This window comes from Pseudomonas sp. NPDC089422 (assembly GCF_044749405.1).
GTDB lineage: Bacteria > Pseudomonadota > Gammaproteobacteria > Pseudomonadales > Pseudomonadaceae > Aquipseudomonas.
The window spans coordinates 1-18,760 of the sequence record NZ_JBIVHW010000019.1 but is presented as its reverse complement, the minus strand read 5'-3'; the positions used below and the strand labels follow the sequence as shown (position 1 = coordinate 18,760).

Genomic DNA, 18,760 nt, shown 5'->3' with positions numbered 1-18,760 from the left:
CCTCAATGGTTTTTCAGCTCACCCGCAATGCAACATGCCCTCGATTGTTGCCATAGCAATTCCAGGCATCATTGGCATACGCGTAGAGGTACCCGGAGCGCTTGGGTGTATAGGTGCACCCTTTACCGATCTCGAACACCTCGGGCTTGATCAGATAGCCTTTGGCATCCACCCCTTCGCCATTGGCGATCGCGCCAATCAGGCTGAACCATTCGAACTGCTCATGGCGCTTGGTGAAACTGAAGTTGGCATCGTCGTTCTTGAACAACTTGCTGTACCAGGACTCGACCTGGCCGAGCGCACTGCCAAGCAGCTGGGCAATTTCTGCCGGCTGAAAGTTGCCGTCGCGGGTACCACCGGGCCCACAGCTGATCGAACTGTCGAGCCACTCCCCGGAGGCGCTGAACTGGTAGCTCCGGCCAGCCTCCAGCCACAACCCCGTTTCGTTCCAGGGGAGGCGGGCTGCAATGTCGATCACTAGCGGTGGTGAGGGTGCGACAAGACGCGACAAGCGATAGGGGTGCTGAGTGATGGGCGGGTCGATCTGGCGCTCAAGGGCGGTTTTGTGAAAACTGGCTGCTTGTGAGTCGAGGCTCGGGATACTCCGCGGTTGCGTGGGTAGCAGGCTGAACACGCCATCGCACGAGTCATGCATCATGTCGTGAAAGTCGGGGCGGATCTGCTGGATCGTCAGGGGGTTGAACACCAGCCCGCACTTGCCAGCCTCCTCGACCATCCACTGCAAAGCACCGTCAGCCAGGCCGCTTTCACGATAGCCACCGCCCACGTCGGAATGCACGCCAGGGAACCACAGTTGCTGCACATCGCAACCTGGTGGCACATTCGTCCACAGGGTGGGCTGGAAGGAGGCACGGCGTTCGTCCATGGCCAAGGCGTGCCGGCCCGTCCTGACGGCGCTATGGAAGGTGGTGTCGTGGAACGTGTAGCGATTGCGGTCATCGAGCAGGTTGAGCAATGCCATGTCGTCCGGTATGCCCAGAGCACCGACAGTGTCCCACACGCCTATGAAGCGGATCGGAATGCTTTCGCCTTTGGCATTATGGAACTGCCAGCCCAAAGCTTCCCAGTCTTCACGGTTTTCGAGTTTGCGTCGGTAGCCGAATTTCATCAGGCGGTCGAGACGCTTCCAGACTTCTGCGGCGTCGATGCCAGCGATCCTGAGCAAGCCGCAGCTATTGATCAGGCCGCTCAGGCTCCTGACGGTATAGGCGCCACGGCTGAAGCCGAACAGATAGATGTCCATCCCCGGCTGGTAGCAGTAGCACAGCTTTTGATAGGCACTCTTTATGTTGTCGTCCAGCCCGGAGCCGGTGCCGCCGCCAAGCGCCTTGTCCCACCATTTGCCGGATGTGCCGACACCGGGATGGTAGTACTTTTCCTGGTGGTCGCCGGCAGCGTCGTTTTCCGCCACTGCGTTATGCAGCCTGACCACATTGGTGGGTGCGGGAACACCCTTGTCGAGCTGTTCGGGCGTGTTCCAGGTACCGTCGCAGCAAATCACGATGTTGGACATGAGACCGTCCTCCGTTCGAGTGGACGTGGTGATGGATCACGCATGAACCCAGAAGGCACTTTCGGCAAACTGCTCGTCGTTCCACCATTCGGCCTTTCCAGTGCCATACGCGAAGTTGCGCGCCCCGGCCTGGCTCTGCAGCGGCGCAATCACTGCACCGCTGGCATCGCGCCGTGCGCCATGCACGGCATCTTCAGGCACCACTGCGACGATGTGCCCGGATTTGCCATCTTCCTTGCGCCGCGCCACGATCAAGGCGACCGCGCCTTGGTTGGCGAACTGCTGCAGCTTGCTGAGCGTACCGGTTTGCCGCCAGCCAAAGGCATTGCCAAAATCGCGCAACCAGCGGAACAGGTCGTTCGCCCGCATCTCGGTGATCGTGGCGCCAATCAGCGGTGCGACGACCTTGTCTTGCGCAAGGTCGAGCAGCGCCCTGGATGTCCACCACACGCGTGGCAGATACACACCGGCAAGGGCGCAGTAGTCGTGGCAATAGATGTTGCAGAAGGTCAGGCCGTCGTGGGGCTGGTAGCGTTTGTTGGCGACATTGTCGACGCCGAGCCAGTCGATGATCGCGGCCAGTTCGCTGCGCAGTGCCTCCGGGTTCTCGCCATTGCGTTGCGGCTGGCCAGGCTCGTTCAGCGAGTGTGCATTGGCAGGATCGATGCGCCGGGTCACCAGGCCTGGCTTGCGTGGCATGTCGATGGCGACAATGCCGGTAGCGGGCATCGAAGGTGCGGGGAGGGTGATTGGCACCGCGTTGATCGATGTATCCGTCACCAGGAACTGTTGCGCGACGAAGCCGTGCAGCAAGGCACCGTTCAGCGAGGTTTCTATCTCGCGAAAGCCGTTCATTGCCCGACCAGTGACCGCGCGAACCGGGTGGCCATCGGGCAGGTTCCCTATGACGTTGGCTTGCGCTGGCTCGCTGATGAGTGGCTCGCTACGCACCCGCAAGGTACTTTCGCGGGTGTCCACCCGCAGGAATGCGCCGCTGGCCGTCAGCGTGCTCGGTGGCGGCACCAGCGCCAGGCCAGGCGCCGGAGGGGCAATCTGCGGCTGGGCGCCGTCCAGGGGCACGGTATGGGCCAGCTGGATGAAGTCGAGTAGGTTCTCGCCGTAGTAGCGTTTGCCGTCGAAGTAACCCTGACGCAGGCCTTTCTTCGGGTTGAACCCCCCTGTGTTGTAGGCAATTCCGACGGATGCCAACTGTTGGTCATCAAGCGCCTGCGCCTCGGCCAGCCCCAGCGTCTTGAGGCCGCGCTTGAGTTCGTTCAGGCAGTGGTCAAGGGCATCATCGAATTGAGCGTAACGCTGGTCGAGGAAATAGTCGGGGTCATCCTTGAAGAATTGCAGGTCGCGCTGGAAGATGCCGAAGCCGTGACAGAACTTGTCGGGTCGGCGCGCCACAGTGGCGTAGTCCTGAACGTGTCGAGCCATTTCCACCAGCGACTCATGCGCCAGGTCGAACATCTGCTCGCCCCGCGGCGCCGCCAGTAGTGCAGCCTTGTCCCTGGGGAAGGCTTTGCGGCCTTTGTCCGAGTCCAGCGTGTCGCCTACGCACAACCGCAGCACGTCGGTTTCCGGCAGGTCATGACGCAAGGTAGGCCAGACCTCGCCAGACTCCTGGCAGGCGATTGCAGTGAGAAAGTCCACGGTCAGCGGCGTACCGGCCAATGCGCCTTCCAGTCGGGACTGGAAGTGGGATTTGAACCATTGAACATCGTTTGCGTTGGGCATGATCGGCTCCTGCGCAGATCCCGCGATCTGCGTGCGATTGGATTGACCCAAGCGTCCTGCCCGTTTCGAGAGGCGTTTTCCATGCGCCTAAGTGTCGAGAGGTTGTGACTAGAACTTCGAATAGTTCAGCGCATCGACCAATACCGAGCCCCCCAAACCGGTCAGCGAGAGCAACAGTGCACGCACCAGCGGCTCGTCGGCGTAACGGGAGAAGGCGCCGGTGTTGAGTGTCACGATGCGCTCGCGGATCAGGCTGAACTTGCCGCACAAGGCTTCGTCCGGGGTTTTCAGCAGGTACTGGTCGATGCGCTGCAGGCCCACCGTTCTGGCCCTTTCGGCCGCCCGACGCAGCGATAGCGCCGAACCCAGCAGGATCAACCCTGTGAGCACGAAGGTGATGACCATTCCGGGTGGGGTCGACCAGTTGTCGAACAGGCTGCTGCGCGAGGCAATCAGGATCAGCAAGACAATGGTCGGTGCATAGATCAACCGGCTGACGGCGGCGGTGCGCTTGGCAATCAGGGTCAGGCCGAACCAGGCGTCGATGCTCGGGTGCGATTGACAGTGAGCGAGCTTGCCGAAAAGGGTCTTGTGCTCCCGCTGCAGCCCTTGTGGCCAGATCCAGTCCTCATCGCTGAATTGGCGTATGAACCGGGTCAGTAGCCGGTTGGCGTCGACAACCCAGAACACCAGCAGGTTGAAGGTCAGCAGCGGTGGTAGCCAGCTCCACTGGCGCAGCGCCAGGTTGCCGCGCATGGGGTCGCCATCCATCGGCCAGAGCACGAAGAACATGCTGGTGAGTACCAGGAAGATCCAGGAACCCAGCATGGCGCGCAGCAGCCTTGCACCAAAACTGCCGCAGATACAGTGCTCCTGCCAATAGACGATGAACTGCCTTGGCGTGTGAGCGAGGCCGGTTCTCCTTTCATACATGCGCGGCGTGTTGGGCGAGAGCGGCAGGAATATATGATGAAGCCACTCACCGGCCTCTCTTGCGAGTTTGCCGAGTCGGCGCAGCTTGCCACGACGGGTCAGCAGGCGCGGCTGGCGCCACAGGCTTGTCGGGCAATGGCGCATGGCGCTGCTGAGGTGATAGTCGCGCTCGATCTCCAGGCGATTGAGGCGAAGGTTGCGTGCACCCCAGGCCAGCGCGGCCAGCGAAATCAGCACCGCGAGCAAGCGCAGCCCCAGGGTTGGCCAGGCGCTGATCCCTTCAAACAGGAACATCGGCTCGCCCAGACCGTGTTCAGTCAGGCTCTCACGCTTCTGGTAGGCCCCCAGCAGCGCCAGGATGAATATCACCAATGGCACCAGCACATACCAGGCGTTGGCATCGAACAGGCCACCGCCTGCGAGGGCTTTGCCTGCCACGTTGGCTTTGCAATCAAGCATGCGACGGTTTAGGCCTGATGCGATCAACCCCAGCAGGATCAAGCCGAACGCCACCCACATCAACTCGACCCGCCAGGTGCGTGTGGCAGCCCAGGCCAATAGTGCGGCCATGCCATAGAGTGCCGGCGGCACCCATGCACTCGGCCCCGTGCTCGTCTCGCCATTACTGCTGCTCCACCAACTCAGCAGCAGGCCAAGGGTGACCAGTATCAGTACCAGCGGGCCCGCCAGCATGAATGACTGAATGCCATGCAAGCGGTCCTGGAGTGCCGGTGAGGGCTCTGGGTAGATGGGCGGGGAAGGATCCTGCAGGCAGCGCAAGGCCATGATGTCCTGAGGCCGGATATAAGTGCCCTGGCCTGAATGCCTGTCGGCAGGGCCGCAGTCGATGGCACGCTCCCGGGTGGAGCTGCTTTCCAGCGGTATGAAGCCGCTGATACCGACCTCGTAGATACTCGGAGACAGGATGCCCGACTTGGAATAATCAAACTGCCAGCGCTTGGCGTCGAAGGGTTCGGGCGCCATGGCTGCCAGTACCGAGATGAACACCGAACTTTGCAGACTGTCGCGAAACGGCGGCATCTCTTGCTGCAAGGCACGTGTAAGCGTCAGGCCATACGCCGATGCCAATACCAGATTGCGCGTTACTTCGGCTTGGCCACGTTGCAACATGCGGGCGTCAAGGTCAGTCGAAAAATACACTTTGTTGGGCATGCGATTCTTGAGTGCCTGCAGCACCAACAACTTGTCATAGGTGTCCAGGCCGAGTACCCCGATGGCGCCGATGCCGCTTTTGCCGGCATTGCGGTAAGCCTTGTCCTGCATCGCGATGTGCTCGGCGAGGCGGCGCAAGTAATCCAGCTGTGAATTGCCGTCGGACTTTTCCAAAGGGCTGAGGTCGAAATCGGGTCTGGTGTTGTCGGTTTTCTTCTCGGTCTTGGCGATCGTGTCTTCCGGCAAATGGCCGTCGAGGCCGCGCAGGTAGCTGAAGCGCAGGACCCATGGGTCGACCCGGTCCATTCCCAGAGGGTCAAATGTAGGCCGTTCAGCAATTTTTTTGCGGAAACTCTGGATCAAGGCACGGCTGTAGAAACTGTCCCATTCCGAGATCAAGGCGATACGGTTGGCGTTGCGCCATTCACCCTCCGGAAAACACTTGTGTTCATCATCCGGCGTCTGGCAACGCGCGCCTGCCGTGGGGTCAACGTGGCGCAACTTCAACTCATCCAGAAGCAGGCGGGCCATCGTGGTGTCGTCGCTGATGGTGCGAATCAACTTGAGGCTGTTGAACGAGTGGGTGTCGGAATGTTTGGGCGCGCTGATCTGGCCTAACAGGAATTTTTTGTCGGCGGTTGCCAGCGGTGAATAGATCTCGATGCCCTTGGTCAGGTAATTCCAGAACACATAGTCATCCGGGAGGTTTTGTGCCTCCGCCTCTTGCGCATAAAACTGGCCCAGCATCGCCGAGTCAGCCGGGCCTATCACTTTGAGTACGCCGTTTTCCTTGCCCCCGATCGGTGCGGATCGAAGGTTTTCGAGTAAACCCAGTGGATTACGCTTAATGGCATTCTGTTTGAGCCATAGCAGGCGCACATGCTCCACAGGCGGCTGCTCTTCGTCGGTGGAGGGAGCCGGTTCCAGTGGGTCGGCTGCGAAATCCTCGTAGGGTACTTCGACCGCTTCCTTGCCGCTTGTCAGTGTCTGCAGGCTCGGGGCCATGGCCAGGCAACGTACATGCTGCTCGTCCTCAGGCACAAACCGAGCCCCCTTCAGCCCTGCGAGGATGGCATAGCGCATTCGCCGGCGCAGCTCGACAGCTTCGGCATAGGCGCCATCCTCCACCAGCGCAACCAGCAGTTGGGCCGGTTTTTCTGGGGAGGTGGCTGTGCAGGCGGGCTCAGGTTTTGGCTCTTGGTCCTTGATGCGTTTTCGATAGCGCTCCAATGCATCGAAGGGGTCTTGCCACAGGCGCGCCTCAATAGGCGTTTGCGGTTGGAACTGCGCACCGACCGGACGCGTTTCCACGAACGGTTCACGGATCAGCGCAAACGTTGAAATAACCAGGCTCAGAACCACTGCACCGCCAGGCAGCCATACGGAGTAGTTGCTAGTTGAATCCTTGTTCGTATCCATGGCGCAATACCCGAAACGGGTCGCTCTTTGCGCGAATGCGGGACCGGATCCAGATGCCGCGAGCGGCGGCGTGCACTACGTCGATGGGGTCGGCTGTGCGGAGCGGCGAAAATTTACCTGATTCACAAGAACTGGCAACTTGATTTTAGTTTGACGGAAAGAACAGGCAAGTTGTGAGTTAGGGAGGGCAACAACTTCCAGATGTTCGGTATGAACTTGTCAGGCGGCAGTCTATCGTGTATCGCCAGGGTTACAGATCAATCAGCATCGCGTCCGATAACTGCCATTGGCATCGCACCGTCAATGCGTCGATTGCTGCCCCGCTCACCGCACCGCGGTCATCCATGAAAGCGCTTGCTGGCAGGCATGTCAGGCCCTGACAGCAAGCGCTCTAGCGCAATGCCCTAGTGGCCCACCACCATGGCGGTGAACGGCGCTACATAAGCTTGCAAGGTCACCAGCCCCCCCACCAGTACCGCCAGTACGATCGAGTGGAAGAACACATAGCGCAGGATTTCGCCTTCATGCCCATACCAGCGGGTCGCGGTAGAGGCCACGACGATCGACTGCGCATCGACCATCTTGCCCATCACCCCGCCCGAACTGTTTGCCGCCGCCATCAGCACCGGGCTCAGCCCCAGCTGCTCCGCAGTCACCCGCTGCAGCCCGCCGAACAGCACGTTGGAGGCCGTGTCCGAGCCGGTCAGCGCCACGCCCAGCCAGCCGAGCAGGGTGCCGAACATCGGGTAGAAGATGCCCGTGGCGGCAAACGCCAGGCCCATGGTTGCGTCCAGCCCCGAGTAGCGGGTGAGGAAGCCCAGCGCCAGCATGGCGACGATAGTGATCAGCGAGTAGCGCACCACCCACAGCGTGCGTAGATATTGGCGCCCCAGCTCCAGAGGCGAGTACCCCATCAGCAGCCCACCGAGAATCGCCGCCAGGAAGATGCCGCTGCCGGTGGCGGTGAACCAGGTGAACTTGTACTGGGCATCTTCTTTCTTCGGCGTGGGCACCACGGGCGGTACTTTCTCGATCTGCTGGTGGATCGAGTCGAAGGTGAACACCGGGGCGAACACCGGGTTGCCTTCACGCATCGGCTTGCCCTGCGGGTCGAGCATGGCCGCGCCGCTGGCCGGGTCGAGCGCCGGGCGGGTGTCGAACAGGTTCTTGAAGCCGGCCGTGCCCCAGGCGAACACGAACACGGTGAGGATGATCCACGGCAACCAGGCCTTGAACACGCTGCGCTGGTCGCTCTGGGCAAAGGTGGTCGACGCGCCGGCCTTGCCGTCGTCCTCGACCTTGGAGTCGTCGACGCGCCCGGTGAGTGCCGCCGACGTGTGCACGCTGGCCGGCTTCCACACCCGCAGGAAAGCGGTCAGGCAGGCCATGGAAATCAGCGCGGCGATCACGTCCACCAGCATCGGCCCGTGGAAGTTCGACACGAGGAATTGCGGTACCGCGAACGTGACCCCGGCGACCAGGATCGCCGGCCACACCTCGAGCATCTTGCGCCAGCCGGCAAATGCCCATATCAGCCAGAACGGCACGATCACCGAGAAGAACGGCAGCTGCCGGCCAACCATGGCTGACAACTCCATTTCATCCAGCCCGGTGACTTTGGCCAGGGTGATGATCGGGGTGCCCAGCGCGCCGAACGCCACCGGTGCTGTGTTGGCGATCAAGGCAAGCCCCGACGCCGCCAGCGGCGAGAAGCCCAGGCCGATAAGGATTGCCCCGGTCACCGCCACGGGCGTACCGAAGCCCGCTGCGCCCTCGAAGAAGGCACCGAAGCAGAAGGCGATCAACAGCAGCTGCAGGCGGCGGTCGTCGGTGATGCGCGCCAGCGAGTCCTGCAGCACCTTGAACGAGCCGTTCTCGGTGGTCAGCCGGTGCAGGAAGATGATGTTCAACACGATCCAGCCGATCGGCAGCAGGCCGTTGGCGGCGCCGTACAAAGCAGCGGAGCCTGCCATGTTGGCCGGCATGCCGAAGGCGAAGATCGAGATCAGTAGCGCCGAGCCCAGGGCGAGCAGGGCGGCGATGTGCGCTTTGATATGGAAGAAGGCCAGTGCCGCCAGCATCACCACCACCGGCACCGCGGCCATGAATGTGGAGAGCACGGGGCTTGCGAACGGATCGTAGATTTGCTGCCAGACCATTTGCCACCTCGATTGTTGTTATTGAGGTATCGCGATTTTTGGGCAGACGGCATGCAGGGATGCCAGGGGGAGTATAGGAAGGATTCTTTCTCCTGTGCCGGCCTCTTCGCGGCTAAAGCCGCTCCTACAAGGGATGCAAATCTCCTGTAGGAGCGGCTTTAGCCGCGAAGAGGCCAGATCAGGCGCTACAAGGCCCGGGCCAGAAACTCGGCAGTACGACTATCGGCACACTCGGCCACCACCTCTGGCGTACCACTGACCACCACCTGACCGCCCGCATTCCCGGCCCCCGGCCCGATGTCGATTACCCAGTCACTCTGCGCCACGACGCGCATGTCATGTTCGACCACCACCACACTGTGCCCGGCCTCGACCAACCGGTTGAGCTGCACCAGCAAGCGGTCGATATCCTGCGGATGCAGCCCATTGGTAGGTTCATCCAGCACATACAAGGTCGCGCCACGGGCCACGCGCTGCAGCTCGGTAGCCAGCTTGATCCGTTGCGCCTCGCCACCGGACAGCTCGGTTGCCGGCTGCCCCAGGCGCAGGTAGCCCAGGCCGATGTCCTGCAGCACCTGCAGGCAGCGCCGCGCCGCTGGCTGCTCGGCGAACACTTCAAGCGCCTGCTCGACCGTCAGTTGCAGCACCTGGGCGATGTTCATGCCCTGCCAGCTCACCGCCAGGGTTTCGGGGTTGTAGCGTGCACCGTGGCAGGTCGGGCAGGGCGCGTAGACGCTGGGCATGAACAGCAGTTCGACGCTGACGAAGCCTTCGCCCTCGCAGTTGTCGCAACGGCCCTTGGCGACGTTGAACGAGAAACGCCCCGCATCGAAACCGCAGGCTTTGGCCTGCTCGGTGGCGGCGAACAGCTTGCGCACATGGTCGAACAACCCGGTGTAGGTGGCCAGGTTGGAGCGCGGCGTGCGGCCGATCGGCTTCTGGTCCACCTGCACCAGCCGCTTGATGCTGTCGAGCCCAGCAGTGACGCGCCCGGCGCTGAACTGCTCGGGCTCATCTTCCAGGCTTTGCTCTTCAGGTTCGGCCTTCTGTTCGGCATGACCGAGAAGGGCACCGACCAGCTCCAGCAAGGCCTGGCTGACCAGGCTCGACTTGCCCGAACCGGAAATGCCGGTGACCGACGTGAAGCAACCTAATGGAAAGCGGGCGCTGAGGTTGTCGAGGTTGTTGCGGGTGATGCCTTCCAGCGCCAGCCAGTCGTGCGGCTGGCGTGGTGTGCGCAGGTTGCGCTGCTGTTCGGTGAACAGGTAGGCGGCAGTGCGCGAAGCCTCGACCATTGCCAGGCCGGCCGGCGGGCCACTGTACAGCACCTGCCCGCCATGCTCGCCGGCCGCGGGGCCGACATCCACCAGCCAGTCGGCGCGGCGCATGGTGCCCAGGTCGTGCTCCACCACATACACCGAGTTGCCCGCCTGCTTGAGCCGCTGCAAGGCATCGAACAGCGCTTCGCTGTCAGCCGGGTGCAGGCCGGCGGAGGGCTCGTCGAGCACGTAGATCACGCCGAACAGCTGCGAATTGAGCTGAGTGGCCAGGCGCAGGCGCTGCAGTTCACCAAACGACAGCGTCGGCGTGCTGCGCTCCAGTGCCAGGTAGCCCAGGCCCAGGTCGATCAGGGTGTCGATACGCTCCAGCAGCTCGTTGGCGATGCGCTGTGCGGCCAGGCGCTTTTCCAGGGTCAGGTTGTCGTCATGCTGCTCCAGGTAGCCCGGCGCAGCCACCTGACGAAACACCTCGGCCAGCGCCTGCAACGGCAGCCGCGACAACTCGCCGATGTCGCGACCGGCGAAGGTCACGTCCAGCGCCGCACGCTTGAGCCGTTTGCCCTGGCACAACGGGCACGGGCTGGGGCGCATGTACTGCGACACCCGCTTGCGCATCTGCGCGCTCTGCGAGTGCATGAAGGTATGCAGCACGTAGCGCCGGGCGCCGCTGAAGGTACCCTGGTAGCTCGGTTCGAGCTTGCGCTTGAGCGCAGCGCGGGTCTGCGCCGGTGTCAGGCCGGCGTACACCGGCACGGTGGGTGTTTCTTCGGTGTAGAGAATCCAGTCGCGTTGCTCCTGTGGCAGGTCGCGCCAGGGGATGTCGACGTCATAGCCGAGGGTCACCAGGATGTCGCGTTGGTTCTGCCCTTGCCAGGCCATTGGCCAGGCCGCCACGGCGCGTTCGCGGATAGTCAGCGACGAGTCGGGGACCATGGTCGCCTCGGTCACTTCATAGACCCGCCCCAGCCCATGGCACTCCGGGCAGGCGCCCTGCGGGGTGTTGGGCGAGAAGTCCTCGGCATACAGCATCGGCTGCCCGGCCGGGTAGCTGCCGGCGCGGGAGTAGAGCATGCGGATCGAGCTGGACAGGGTGGTGACGCTGCCCACCGACGAGCGCGCGCTGGGCGTGCCGCGTTGCTGCTGCAGCGCCACGGCCGGGGGCAGGCCTTCGATGGCATCGACGTCCGGCACGCCGACCTGGTCGATCAGGCGCCGGGCATAGGGCGCGACCGATTCGAAGTAGCGGCGTTGGGCTTCGGCGTAGAGGGTGGAGAAGGCCAGCGAGGACTTGCCCGAGCCTGACACCCCGGTGAATACCACCAAGGCGTCGCGGGGGATATCGACGTCGATGTTCTTGAGGTTGTGCTCGCGGGCGCCACGGACGCGGATGAAACCGGTGGGGGTGGTGGGGCGTGGCGGCATGGCGCTGTCCTTGGCGTTTTGGAACGCTCAAGTTAACAGCATTTCCAATGGCAGGGGCGCTTGCGCGGGTGGTTCTGGGTAGACTGTGCCTTTTTCAAGGAGCACTGCCCCCGCATGAAGCCTTTTGTAACTCGCTTGTCGCGCTACCTTGGTTTTACCTCCCTTGCCATCGCCGTAGTCGGTGTGCTGTTCTCGCTTTATGTCGCCGTCGATTCAGGCGGCTATGTGCCTTTTCTGGGCAGCGACCCGGCCATGTGGGGCCTGGCGTTCTTCTGGCTGACCAACGTGATCACTCTGGTGCTGAATGCCGCGGTGTGGCTGTGCGGGCGCCGACCTGCCTGGTTCAGTTGGACCATTGCGGCGCAGATGCTGTTGGCGATCGGGTTGCTGTTCGTGGAGGGTTGAGCGCTTTGCAAATGCTGAAGATCGACTTCGCACTCAAGCCACTTCAAAGTGTTGGCCAACTTACTGCACTTTGTTTTTCGCGAAATGACTGCTCATTGACGTCATCTTAGAGAGAGGGAGTCTAAAGCCTGATCCCAAATTCTCATGAATTCTATTTCTGCAAGCGGTTTGCTCCCCGGGTTGTCAGAAAAGCCTGGTTTGCTCGCCGGTTTAAATTTGGATATGTAGCTATAGTCCAAGCCCAGGCGAAGCTCGGGGTTGTCATTGCTGAAAGGTATCCCTGGATAGTGTTGACTGTGATTGTAAGGGTACTTGCTCAGTACCGTCACCTGTTTATTCCGGAAGAGGTTTGAAACTGTCCAGGAGCTTATCCCAAAAGGCCAGTGCCTCATCATTTGATTTGAAGTTGCTTCCATTTTCATGAGTGCCTAGTTCAATGGCGATATAGGGCCGTGTGTTGGACTCCAATGTGCCGCCGTGCTCAAATTGGAAGGCATAAAATGTTTTGCCTTCTATTGTGGCGCTAACAGCTATCTCTTCGCCCTCGATGCCGCCGGCCATTCGTTTGTTCATGCGTAGCGTCTGCAGGTGGGCGTTAATTGATAGTTCGCCTACTACAGGGTCATATTTTCTATTATGAAATCGCTCAAGAAGACTCGATTCTTTCTCGGTAATGCTTCGTGTAAGAAGGCTTACATAGTTTCCAGTGTGTCCTTCAATCTGAGCACCCATATATATCGACTCGAAAAATTGATCATTTGGGAGGGTGGAGTAACCAGCCTCCAGAGCGAATGCGCCGTGTGGAGGTTCTGCCTCAGGACGCCTGGAATAGATAGAGTTGCTCAGTTTGCGCAGGTTTTCCACAGCTTCAGGCACACCCTTTGGGGTGACGCGCTTAATCATCATTCGATAGAGTGCATTTCTGTTTGTAAGGAAATAAGAATCGAGGGTGTACAAGCTGGTAAGGCGCGACAGCAATAAAATACTGCCATTGGCGAGCGGGATTGTTTTTTCGTATTTGCTGCTTGTTCCGCGAGCAACACCTCTTTGCAAATCGTTAATCTGACGCTCTATGGTCAGGGGTAAATCGGATTGTCCGTTCTGACTTAGGAATTCTATTTTCTCGTCGAATATTTTGTAGTCGATCAAGACCTCCGAGTTTCGAGGAAGTGATAGTTGAAAACGTCCCATGTAGAAGGTGCGCCATTTAACGTTTTCCATGAGGGTTTCCCCTGTGGCATAGGCTTTCATGGTGAATGGGGTGAAGAGCAATCCGATCAAGAAGCTATACGTCGTGCGCGAAATTGGAAACACACCTGGTCGTCCTTTTTTATGCAGTGGGTGGCTGATGTTTTTAGCGACTCGACACTGAATGGCTGCAGATTCATTGATGCCTGCAGACACCCAGCGCGATGTTCAGAAGCTACTCCGGGAGAGGCTTGAAGCTTTCTATCACTCGATCCCAGAACGCGAGTGCATCTTCATCCGATTTGAAATTGCTGCCTTCCTCGTGCGTGCCTAGCTCAATGGCAATGTAGGGACGCGTGTTGGACTCCAAGGTTCCTTCATACTCGAATTGAAATGCATAGAATCGCTTTCCATCGATAGATGCGCTGATCGCTATCTCCTCGCCGCTCATATCGCCAATGATTCTCTTTCGTTTGCGTAGCGTATGCATCTGGCCTGAGTTGGCCAGTTCGCTCAGAGCGCTGTCGTATTGCCAATCATCAAAGCGCTGTAAAAGAGTGGGTTCTTTTTCCAGAATACCTTTGGTAAGAAGGCTTATGTAGGTGCCAGAATGCCCTGAAATCTGGGCGCCCATGTAGATGGACTCAAAAAATTTGTCATCGGGTAGTGTCGTATAGCCAGCTTCAATGGCAAAGCCTCCTGGCGGAGGGGCGTCGCTTGGGCGCCTGAAGTAAATAGCATTGCTTAGCATGCGCATTTTCTCAATGCCGCCGGGCACGCTCTTTTCGGTTAACGTTTTTGCCATCAGGTGATAAAGCGTATTTTTACTGGTGAGCAAAAAGACATTGAACGTGTAAAAGTCGCCCAGTCGAGACAGCAGTAGTACACTACCATTGTCAAACGGTATTGTTTTTTCGTAACGACTGCTAGTGTCTCGAGCAATGCCTTTTTTTAATTCTTCGGTTTTTTCGGTCACCTGGCTTGCGAGATCAGCACGCCCATTCTTGCTGATTAGTTCAAGCTTCTCATTAAAAAGCTTGTAGTCTGCTGATATTTCTGAGTTTTTCGGCAGTGAAATTGCAAAGCGACCAAAGTAGTGGGAGGGCCAATTGATTTCATTCATTGCATTGCCTTTTATAGTGTCTGCTGCCGAAACGGTGGCGTGGAGCACCCAAAGGACAAATAGCATTATAAAAGCCTTGTGAGTACTGCGCATTTATTGCCCTCAGTCGCTTTTTAGCCCATTATCTGTCAAGCTATATAGGGTTGCAAATTGGGTGGGCCCAAATTTGTCTATATAGGCATCTTGGTGCTTGTAGCCTGTTACATCATGGTCGCCTGGTTTGCAGTAAATCGCTAGGCTCATCTGGGTTAGAGAATTCAGGGCCGCCCGCTGGTTTCTGTCTGGAAGTGAGCTGACTTATCGTTGTTTTCTGGCCTTGGTGTTCGTAAACTGCCCAAGGCCATCTAGGAGAAAGTGACATGCAGTAATTTTTTTGCACTAATATTCTATGCGGAAATAGAACTGATAGATGCTACTTTTGAAAATAACCTAGCTTCAGGGGGCGGGCTCCAAGCTGTTTACCACGCGATCCCAGAATGCAAGTGCCTCTTCGCTTGATTTAAAATCGCTACCCACCTCATGCGTTCCCAACTCCAAAGCCAAATAAGGCAAGGTATTTGACTTTACCGTGCCTTGGTACTCAAGTTGAAAGTTGTAAAATTGCTTGCCGTCGACCTCGGTCATGATTGCAATTTCTTGCGCAGGCAGTGCTCCAATCATTCGGTTTTGTTTGCGCAAGGTCTTTGAGTTGCTAATAAGCTCTGAGATCTGACCGCTAATTCCGCTAGTGTGCTGTTTGTCAAAACGAGCAAAGAGAGGCTCTTCTAGTTGGCTGACACGTTGTGTGAGAAGGCTGACGTATGTACCCGGATGGCCGGCAATTTGTGAACCCATATAAACTGACTCTGCAGGTTGCTGGGGAGAAAATTTTAAGTATCCTGCTTCGATAGCAAACGCTCCTGCAGGAGGGGCGTCCTGTGGTGACCTGAACTTAATGGCATTGTTTATCAATTTCATTTTTTCAATAGCCCCTTCGTAATCTGCTTCATTTAAGGCGCTTACGGTCATGCGATACAGTGTGTTTTTGTTGGTCAAGAAAAAACAGTTGAATGTATATAGCTTCTCGAGTTTTGATATGATCAAAACACTTTCGTTTTCAAGTGTGATTGTTTTCTCGTAACGACTGTAGGTGCCTCGAGCTTTGCCTTGTTTAAGCTGCTCAATTAGCTCGGCAGTTTTTGTGTTGATATCCTTTTTTCCATTTTTGCTGATGAGGTCTATTTTTTCATTATATATTTTAAAGTAGGCAGAGTCTTCTGAGTTTTTGGGTAAGTCGAGCTTGAATCGACCGTAGTAACGAGTTTGCCAATCGGAATCGCGCATGTTCTTTTCCTGGGGTAGCTGAGCTGTGGAGTGTTGAGCGTAAAGCAAAGTTGTTAGCAGTATGAGTGCTATATTTGCAGCGCTGGTTATTCTTCTTTTCATTTTTCGTTCGCTGTCAAGTCTGAGGTGCGGAGAGCCTAATTAGCCCGTAGAGCGTGGCAAAAGTAGAGCGCCCGTATTTATCGTTGTAAGCGTCTTGGTGTTTGTATCCGACGGTGCAGTTATATTTTCCAATCCTGCAGTGGTTGTTAAGAAGCCCATTGTTTTGCCCATGAGCAAAGGCTCCGAGTACGCCGACCTTTCCCCGAGGCGAAGCCGATGAGTATACGGGTACTGTTCCGTCGCCAGCGTGAGTCGGCTCACTTACCTCAAGCTCATACTGACCATTAAGACTGATGCAGGCATCGAGATTATCGCTTGTCAACGTGGCATTTTGAACGTCAAGGCCGTCAAGGCTCGCAGCAGACCAATCCAAATTCCCCCATGTGAATAGGCCTTCAGACTTGGCCTCTGCTGAATAATGCACGTAAGTACTAGTGTGGTACTTGCCCTCAATATCACTATGGAATCCTTTCACTGAGTCTATAGTTTGGTGAAATAGATCGCGAAGTTTATTGCCGCTTTGGTGAAAGCCTTCGTCTTCATCATTGCTAAACTTTGGTGTAATTATATTGGCTGGATCCATTAGTTTGTTATTGCTTTCAGGGATGAGAGCCCACCATCGATCTGATTTATAAATCTCTTCATACGGGCATTTTTTTGGAAGGCCCAATGTTTTCTTGCCGGTTTTCAAATCCCTCGCAAACAACCATGGCTGAGCATTGTTATAATCACGTGTCGGCAGTAACTCAAGAGGGCCCGGAGCAAACGCCATTACAGCGACTCCGTCTGCACCATCTCTTCCTAAGATTTTCTTTTCCGCAAAAGCCTCGAAGCCAGCGCGAACGCGCTTATAGCTGGCTGGTGCGCCTGTCGCTGGCATTGCGCCGTGAATAATGCCGTAGGCGTTTTCAAATCCGTGACATGCTACAATTGCTCGTGCAACCAATCCGCCCATGGAATGCGTAACGATGATTACCTTCTCGGCCTTTCCTTTGTAATGGGGTATTACCGTCTTGTTTATGTAATTGATAATGTCTTCAGCCGAATCTCTGTTTGATTGTAGCCAGTTGTACCCGGCTGCCCAGACTTCATATTGCGTATCAGCGGCTTCTGTTAGACCGCTGGCTTTTCCAAGTGAGCTTAAACTTGGGTTTTCCTCCCAGTCTCCCCAGTCACAAGGTTCCTGCTCTATTCGTTCTTTCCAATCACCTTGCGGCTCATTATTGATGATGATGCTATTCATCTGGTGCTGCATCGTGCCCATGATCGGATGATAAGCCGTCCTCATTAGCGAGCCCCATTTGCGTTTCTTGATTTCTTCTTTGGTTAACCCGCTACCTGCAGTATCCAATTCTCCATCTTCATATATGCCAACTACTCCGGGAGTAGAGTCCAGTTCGGCTTGACGCTGCTTGGAGGATTTAAACCAGCTTCCCAGAAGTAGTCCGACTACTTTGAATTTAGGTAGGACGCCATCTAAATTAGGGGCGATCCAGACGGGCTTCTTGGTCTGCATATTCATGAGGTGAGTGCCCATAATGCCTGGGATAAAGATGATCGGAATCACTTTTTCACGTTTGCACGATAGGCATTTTTCAATCGATTCACTCGATGAGGAAAGTGTGGTACTGGCCGTCAGCATTCCATCCTCGTCGTATTCTTGAGGTAGGTGCAACGCGGCATCTTTAGGTGTCGAGGTTTTAGTTCCCATGGCGAGATCCCTTATTTCCAGCTGTGGATGCACGAGGCTTAGCGGAATCACTCATCATGCATCCCCCAATACTTTGATCTTCATGAACTCAGCAATCTGACTCTGCTGCACAGGAATCTTCCCGGCCGCATCCGACACATACTGCATCACGCTGCCATCAGCCCTGGTCACCTCAACCTTCACCCCCGGCGCGGGCTCCCCGGTGCTGAGCTTCTTGATCACATACGGGTCGGCAAAGTCGGTCTTGGGCATTTCATTGAAGCTGTGCGACAGGCTGGTGCCGCCGCTGAAGACCTTTTTTGCCCCTTTGACATCAATGGTTCCTGGCGCATGGATTTCGATGTTGCCGCCCTTGATACGGATGTAACCGCCACCGCTGGTCAGCAAAATCCCATCCTTGGCAGCAATCTCGATACCGGCAGCGGTCGAACTGAGCTTCATGTTCTGCAACGAGGTCAGCAGCATCTCGTCGTTCTGCGCCTGCAATTCCACCTTGCCCTTGGCCGCAAACAGCTTGGCCCCGGCGTTCTGCGCAAACAGGCTGATGCTCTGCACCACGCTGGCCAGCAACGACTTGCCGCTGGCAATGCTGACATCCTCGCCGGTACTCACGGTCAGGTGCTTGCCGCTGTGCAGGTGGGTGTTCTGCGGCGTGGCGGTGGCGATGTCGGCCGGGGAAGAAGCGATCAGCAGCGGCTTCTGATACCCCGGCGTCTTGCCGCGGCCGCCACTGCGAATGGCCCAGGCGGTGTCACCGCCGTTGCGTTGCTGTTCGCTCGGGCCTTGGCTCGGGCTGCTGTTGTCGCTGCCGTAAGTGACGTCGGCGTCGGCGTTGAGCTGGGTCAGGCTGTCCAGGCCAGCTTGCAGGGCGTCGGCGTTGTGCTGCTTGGCGGTATCGGACAGGGTCTTGAGCCGTTGCTCGCTGTTCTGCAACTGCTGCTGGGCTTCACTGACATCGAGCTGGGCGCCCTGGGCGTTGCTGCGTTTCCAAGTGCTCAGGTACAGGCCTTGCTGGGCGCGCAGGGCGCCATAGGCGTCGGTGCGCAGCTCGAAGCCGCTGCCGCGCAGGGCGCCGCGGTTGTTGCCGCGCTGGTCGATCAGGTAGCCGAGGTTGAGCTGGGTGTGGCCGTGGCTGCTGTGGATCTGCGTGCGCACCTGGCCGGTGGAGTCGTCCATCACCCACTGGTTGAAGCCGCCGCCGCCGATTTCCTTGCTCTTGTAGCCGCTCATCAAACCGCTGGAGTGCCA

11 protein-coding genes are annotated in these 18,760 nt (G+C 57.8%); 1 reads left to right on the top strand and 10 read right to left on the bottom strand.

All coding sequences use genetic code 11. From position 1 onward, the window contains the following. Window positions 1–13: 13 nt before the first annotated feature. The 5 genes from ACIPZ8_RS26265 to ACIPZ8_RS26245 all read right to left on the bottom strand — a co-directional run bounded on the left by ACIPZ8_RS26265 (window position 14) and on the right by ACIPZ8_RS26245 (window position 11,660). Window positions 14–1,534: a DUF2235 domain-containing protein gene (locus ACIPZ8_RS26265; protein ID WP_400729610.1), complete on the bottom strand. Its 1,521-nt coding sequence runs from the start codon at window positions 1,532–1,534 to the stop codon at window positions 14–16. Window positions 1,535–1,570: 36 nt separating this feature from the next. Then, a complete protein-coding gene (locus ACIPZ8_RS26260) occupies window positions 1,571–3,274 on the bottom strand; it encodes a hypothetical protein (RefSeq protein ID WP_400729609.1) in 1,704 nt (567 codons plus the stop codon). Between the two features lie 108 nt (window positions 3,275–3,382). Then, window positions 3,383–6,799 carry a hypothetical protein gene (locus ACIPZ8_RS26255; protein WP_400729606.1) on the bottom strand — a complete coding sequence of 1,139 codons (3,417 nt, stop codon included), beginning with the start codon at window positions 6,797–6,799 and terminating at the stop codon, window positions 3,383–3,385. A 404-nt stretch (window positions 6,800–7,203) separates the two neighbouring features. Continuing rightward, a complete protein-coding gene (locus ACIPZ8_RS26250; RefSeq protein ID WP_400729603.1) occupies window positions 7,204–8,958 on the bottom strand; it encodes an L-lactate permease in 1,755 nt (584 codons plus the stop codon). A gap of 185 nt (window positions 8,959–9,143) precedes the next feature. After that, complete coding sequence (locus ACIPZ8_RS26245) at window positions 9,144–11,660, bottom strand: excinuclease ABC subunit A (RefSeq protein ID WP_400729600.1); 2,517 nt, start codon at window positions 11,658–11,660, stop codon at window positions 9,144–9,146. A 114-nt stretch (window positions 11,661–11,774) separates the two neighbouring features. On the opposite strand from ACIPZ8_RS26245, the gene ACIPZ8_RS26240 reads away from it, so the two are divergent. Next, a complete protein-coding gene (locus tag ACIPZ8_RS26240; RefSeq protein ID WP_400729597.1) occupies window positions 11,775–12,065 on the top strand; it encodes a hypothetical protein in 291 nt (96 codons plus the stop codon). Window positions 12,066–12,398: 333 nt separating this feature from the next. Here the strand turns inward: ACIPZ8_RS26240 and ACIPZ8_RS26235 are convergent, their stop codons facing one another. The 5 genes from ACIPZ8_RS26235 to ACIPZ8_RS26215 all read right to left on the bottom strand — a co-directional run. Next, entirely contained in the window at window positions 12,399–13,286 is an 888-nt protein-coding gene (locus tag ACIPZ8_RS26235) for a T6SS immunity protein Tli4 family protein (protein WP_400729594.1), read from the bottom strand. A gap of 202 nt (window positions 13,287–13,488) precedes the next feature. Next, window positions 13,489–14,469 carry a T6SS immunity protein Tli4 family protein gene (locus ACIPZ8_RS26230; RefSeq protein ID WP_400729591.1) on the bottom strand — a complete coding sequence of 327 codons (981 nt, stop codon included), beginning with the start codon at window positions 14,467–14,469 and terminating at the stop codon, window positions 13,489–13,491. 342 nt (window positions 14,470–14,811) lie between these two features. After that, window positions 14,812–15,699, bottom strand: coding sequence for a T6SS immunity protein Tli4 family protein (locus tag ACIPZ8_RS26225; RefSeq protein WP_400729588.1), 888 nt, complete (start codon window positions 15,697–15,699; stop codon window positions 14,812–14,814). A gap of 115 nt (window positions 15,700–15,814) precedes the next feature. Continuing rightward, window positions 15,815–17,512, bottom strand: a complete 1,698-nt coding sequence (locus tag ACIPZ8_RS26220) for an esterase/lipase family protein (protein WP_400729585.1) — start codon at window positions 17,510–17,512, stop codon at window positions 15,815–15,817. 54 nt (window positions 17,513–17,566) lie between these two features. Next, the coding region (locus tag ACIPZ8_RS26215) for a DUF2345 domain-containing protein (protein ID WP_400729582.1) at window positions 17,567–18,760 on the bottom strand (1,194 nt) is incomplete at its 5' end.

Excerpts from the sequence above, each read along its gene's own strand:
- ACIPZ8_RS26260 (WP_400729609.1), bottom strand. The coding sequence starts at position 3,274 with ATGCCCAACGCAAACGATGTTCAATGGTTCAAATCCCACTTCCAGTCC.
- ACIPZ8_RS26250 (WP_400729603.1), bottom strand. The coding sequence starts at position 8,958 with ATGGTCTGGCAGCAAATCTACGATCCGTTCGCAAGCCCCGTGCTCTCC.
- ACIPZ8_RS26245 (WP_400729600.1), bottom strand. The coding sequence starts at position 11,660 with ATGCCGCCACGCCCCACCACCCCCACCGGTTTCATCCGCGTCCGTGGC.
- ACIPZ8_RS26240 (WP_400729597.1), top strand. The coding sequence starts at position 11,775 with ATGAAGCCTTTTGTAACTCGCTTGTCGCGCTACCTTGGTTTTACCTCC.
- ACIPZ8_RS26230 (WP_400729591.1), bottom strand. The coding sequence starts at position 14,469 with ATGCGCAGTACTCACAAGGCTTTTATAATGCTATTTGTCCTTTGGGTG.
- ACIPZ8_RS26225 (WP_400729588.1), bottom strand. The coding sequence starts at position 15,699 with ATGCGCGATTCCGATTGGCAAACTCGTTACTACGGTCGATTCAAGCTC.
- ACIPZ8_RS26265 (WP_400729610.1), bottom strand. The coding sequence starts at position 1,534 with ATGTCCAACATCGTGATTTGCTGCGACGGTACCTGGAACACGCCCGAA.
- ACIPZ8_RS26255 (WP_400729606.1), bottom strand. The coding sequence starts at position 6,799 with ATGGATACGAACAAGGATTCAACTAGCAACTACTCCGTATGGCTGCCT.
- ACIPZ8_RS26220 (WP_400729585.1), bottom strand. The coding sequence starts at position 17,512 with ATGGGAACTAAAACCTCGACACCTAAAGATGCCGCGTTGCACCTACCT.
- ACIPZ8_RS26235 (WP_400729594.1), bottom strand. The coding sequence starts at position 13,286 with ATGGAAAACGTTAAATGGCGCACCTTCTACATGGGACGTTTTCAACTA.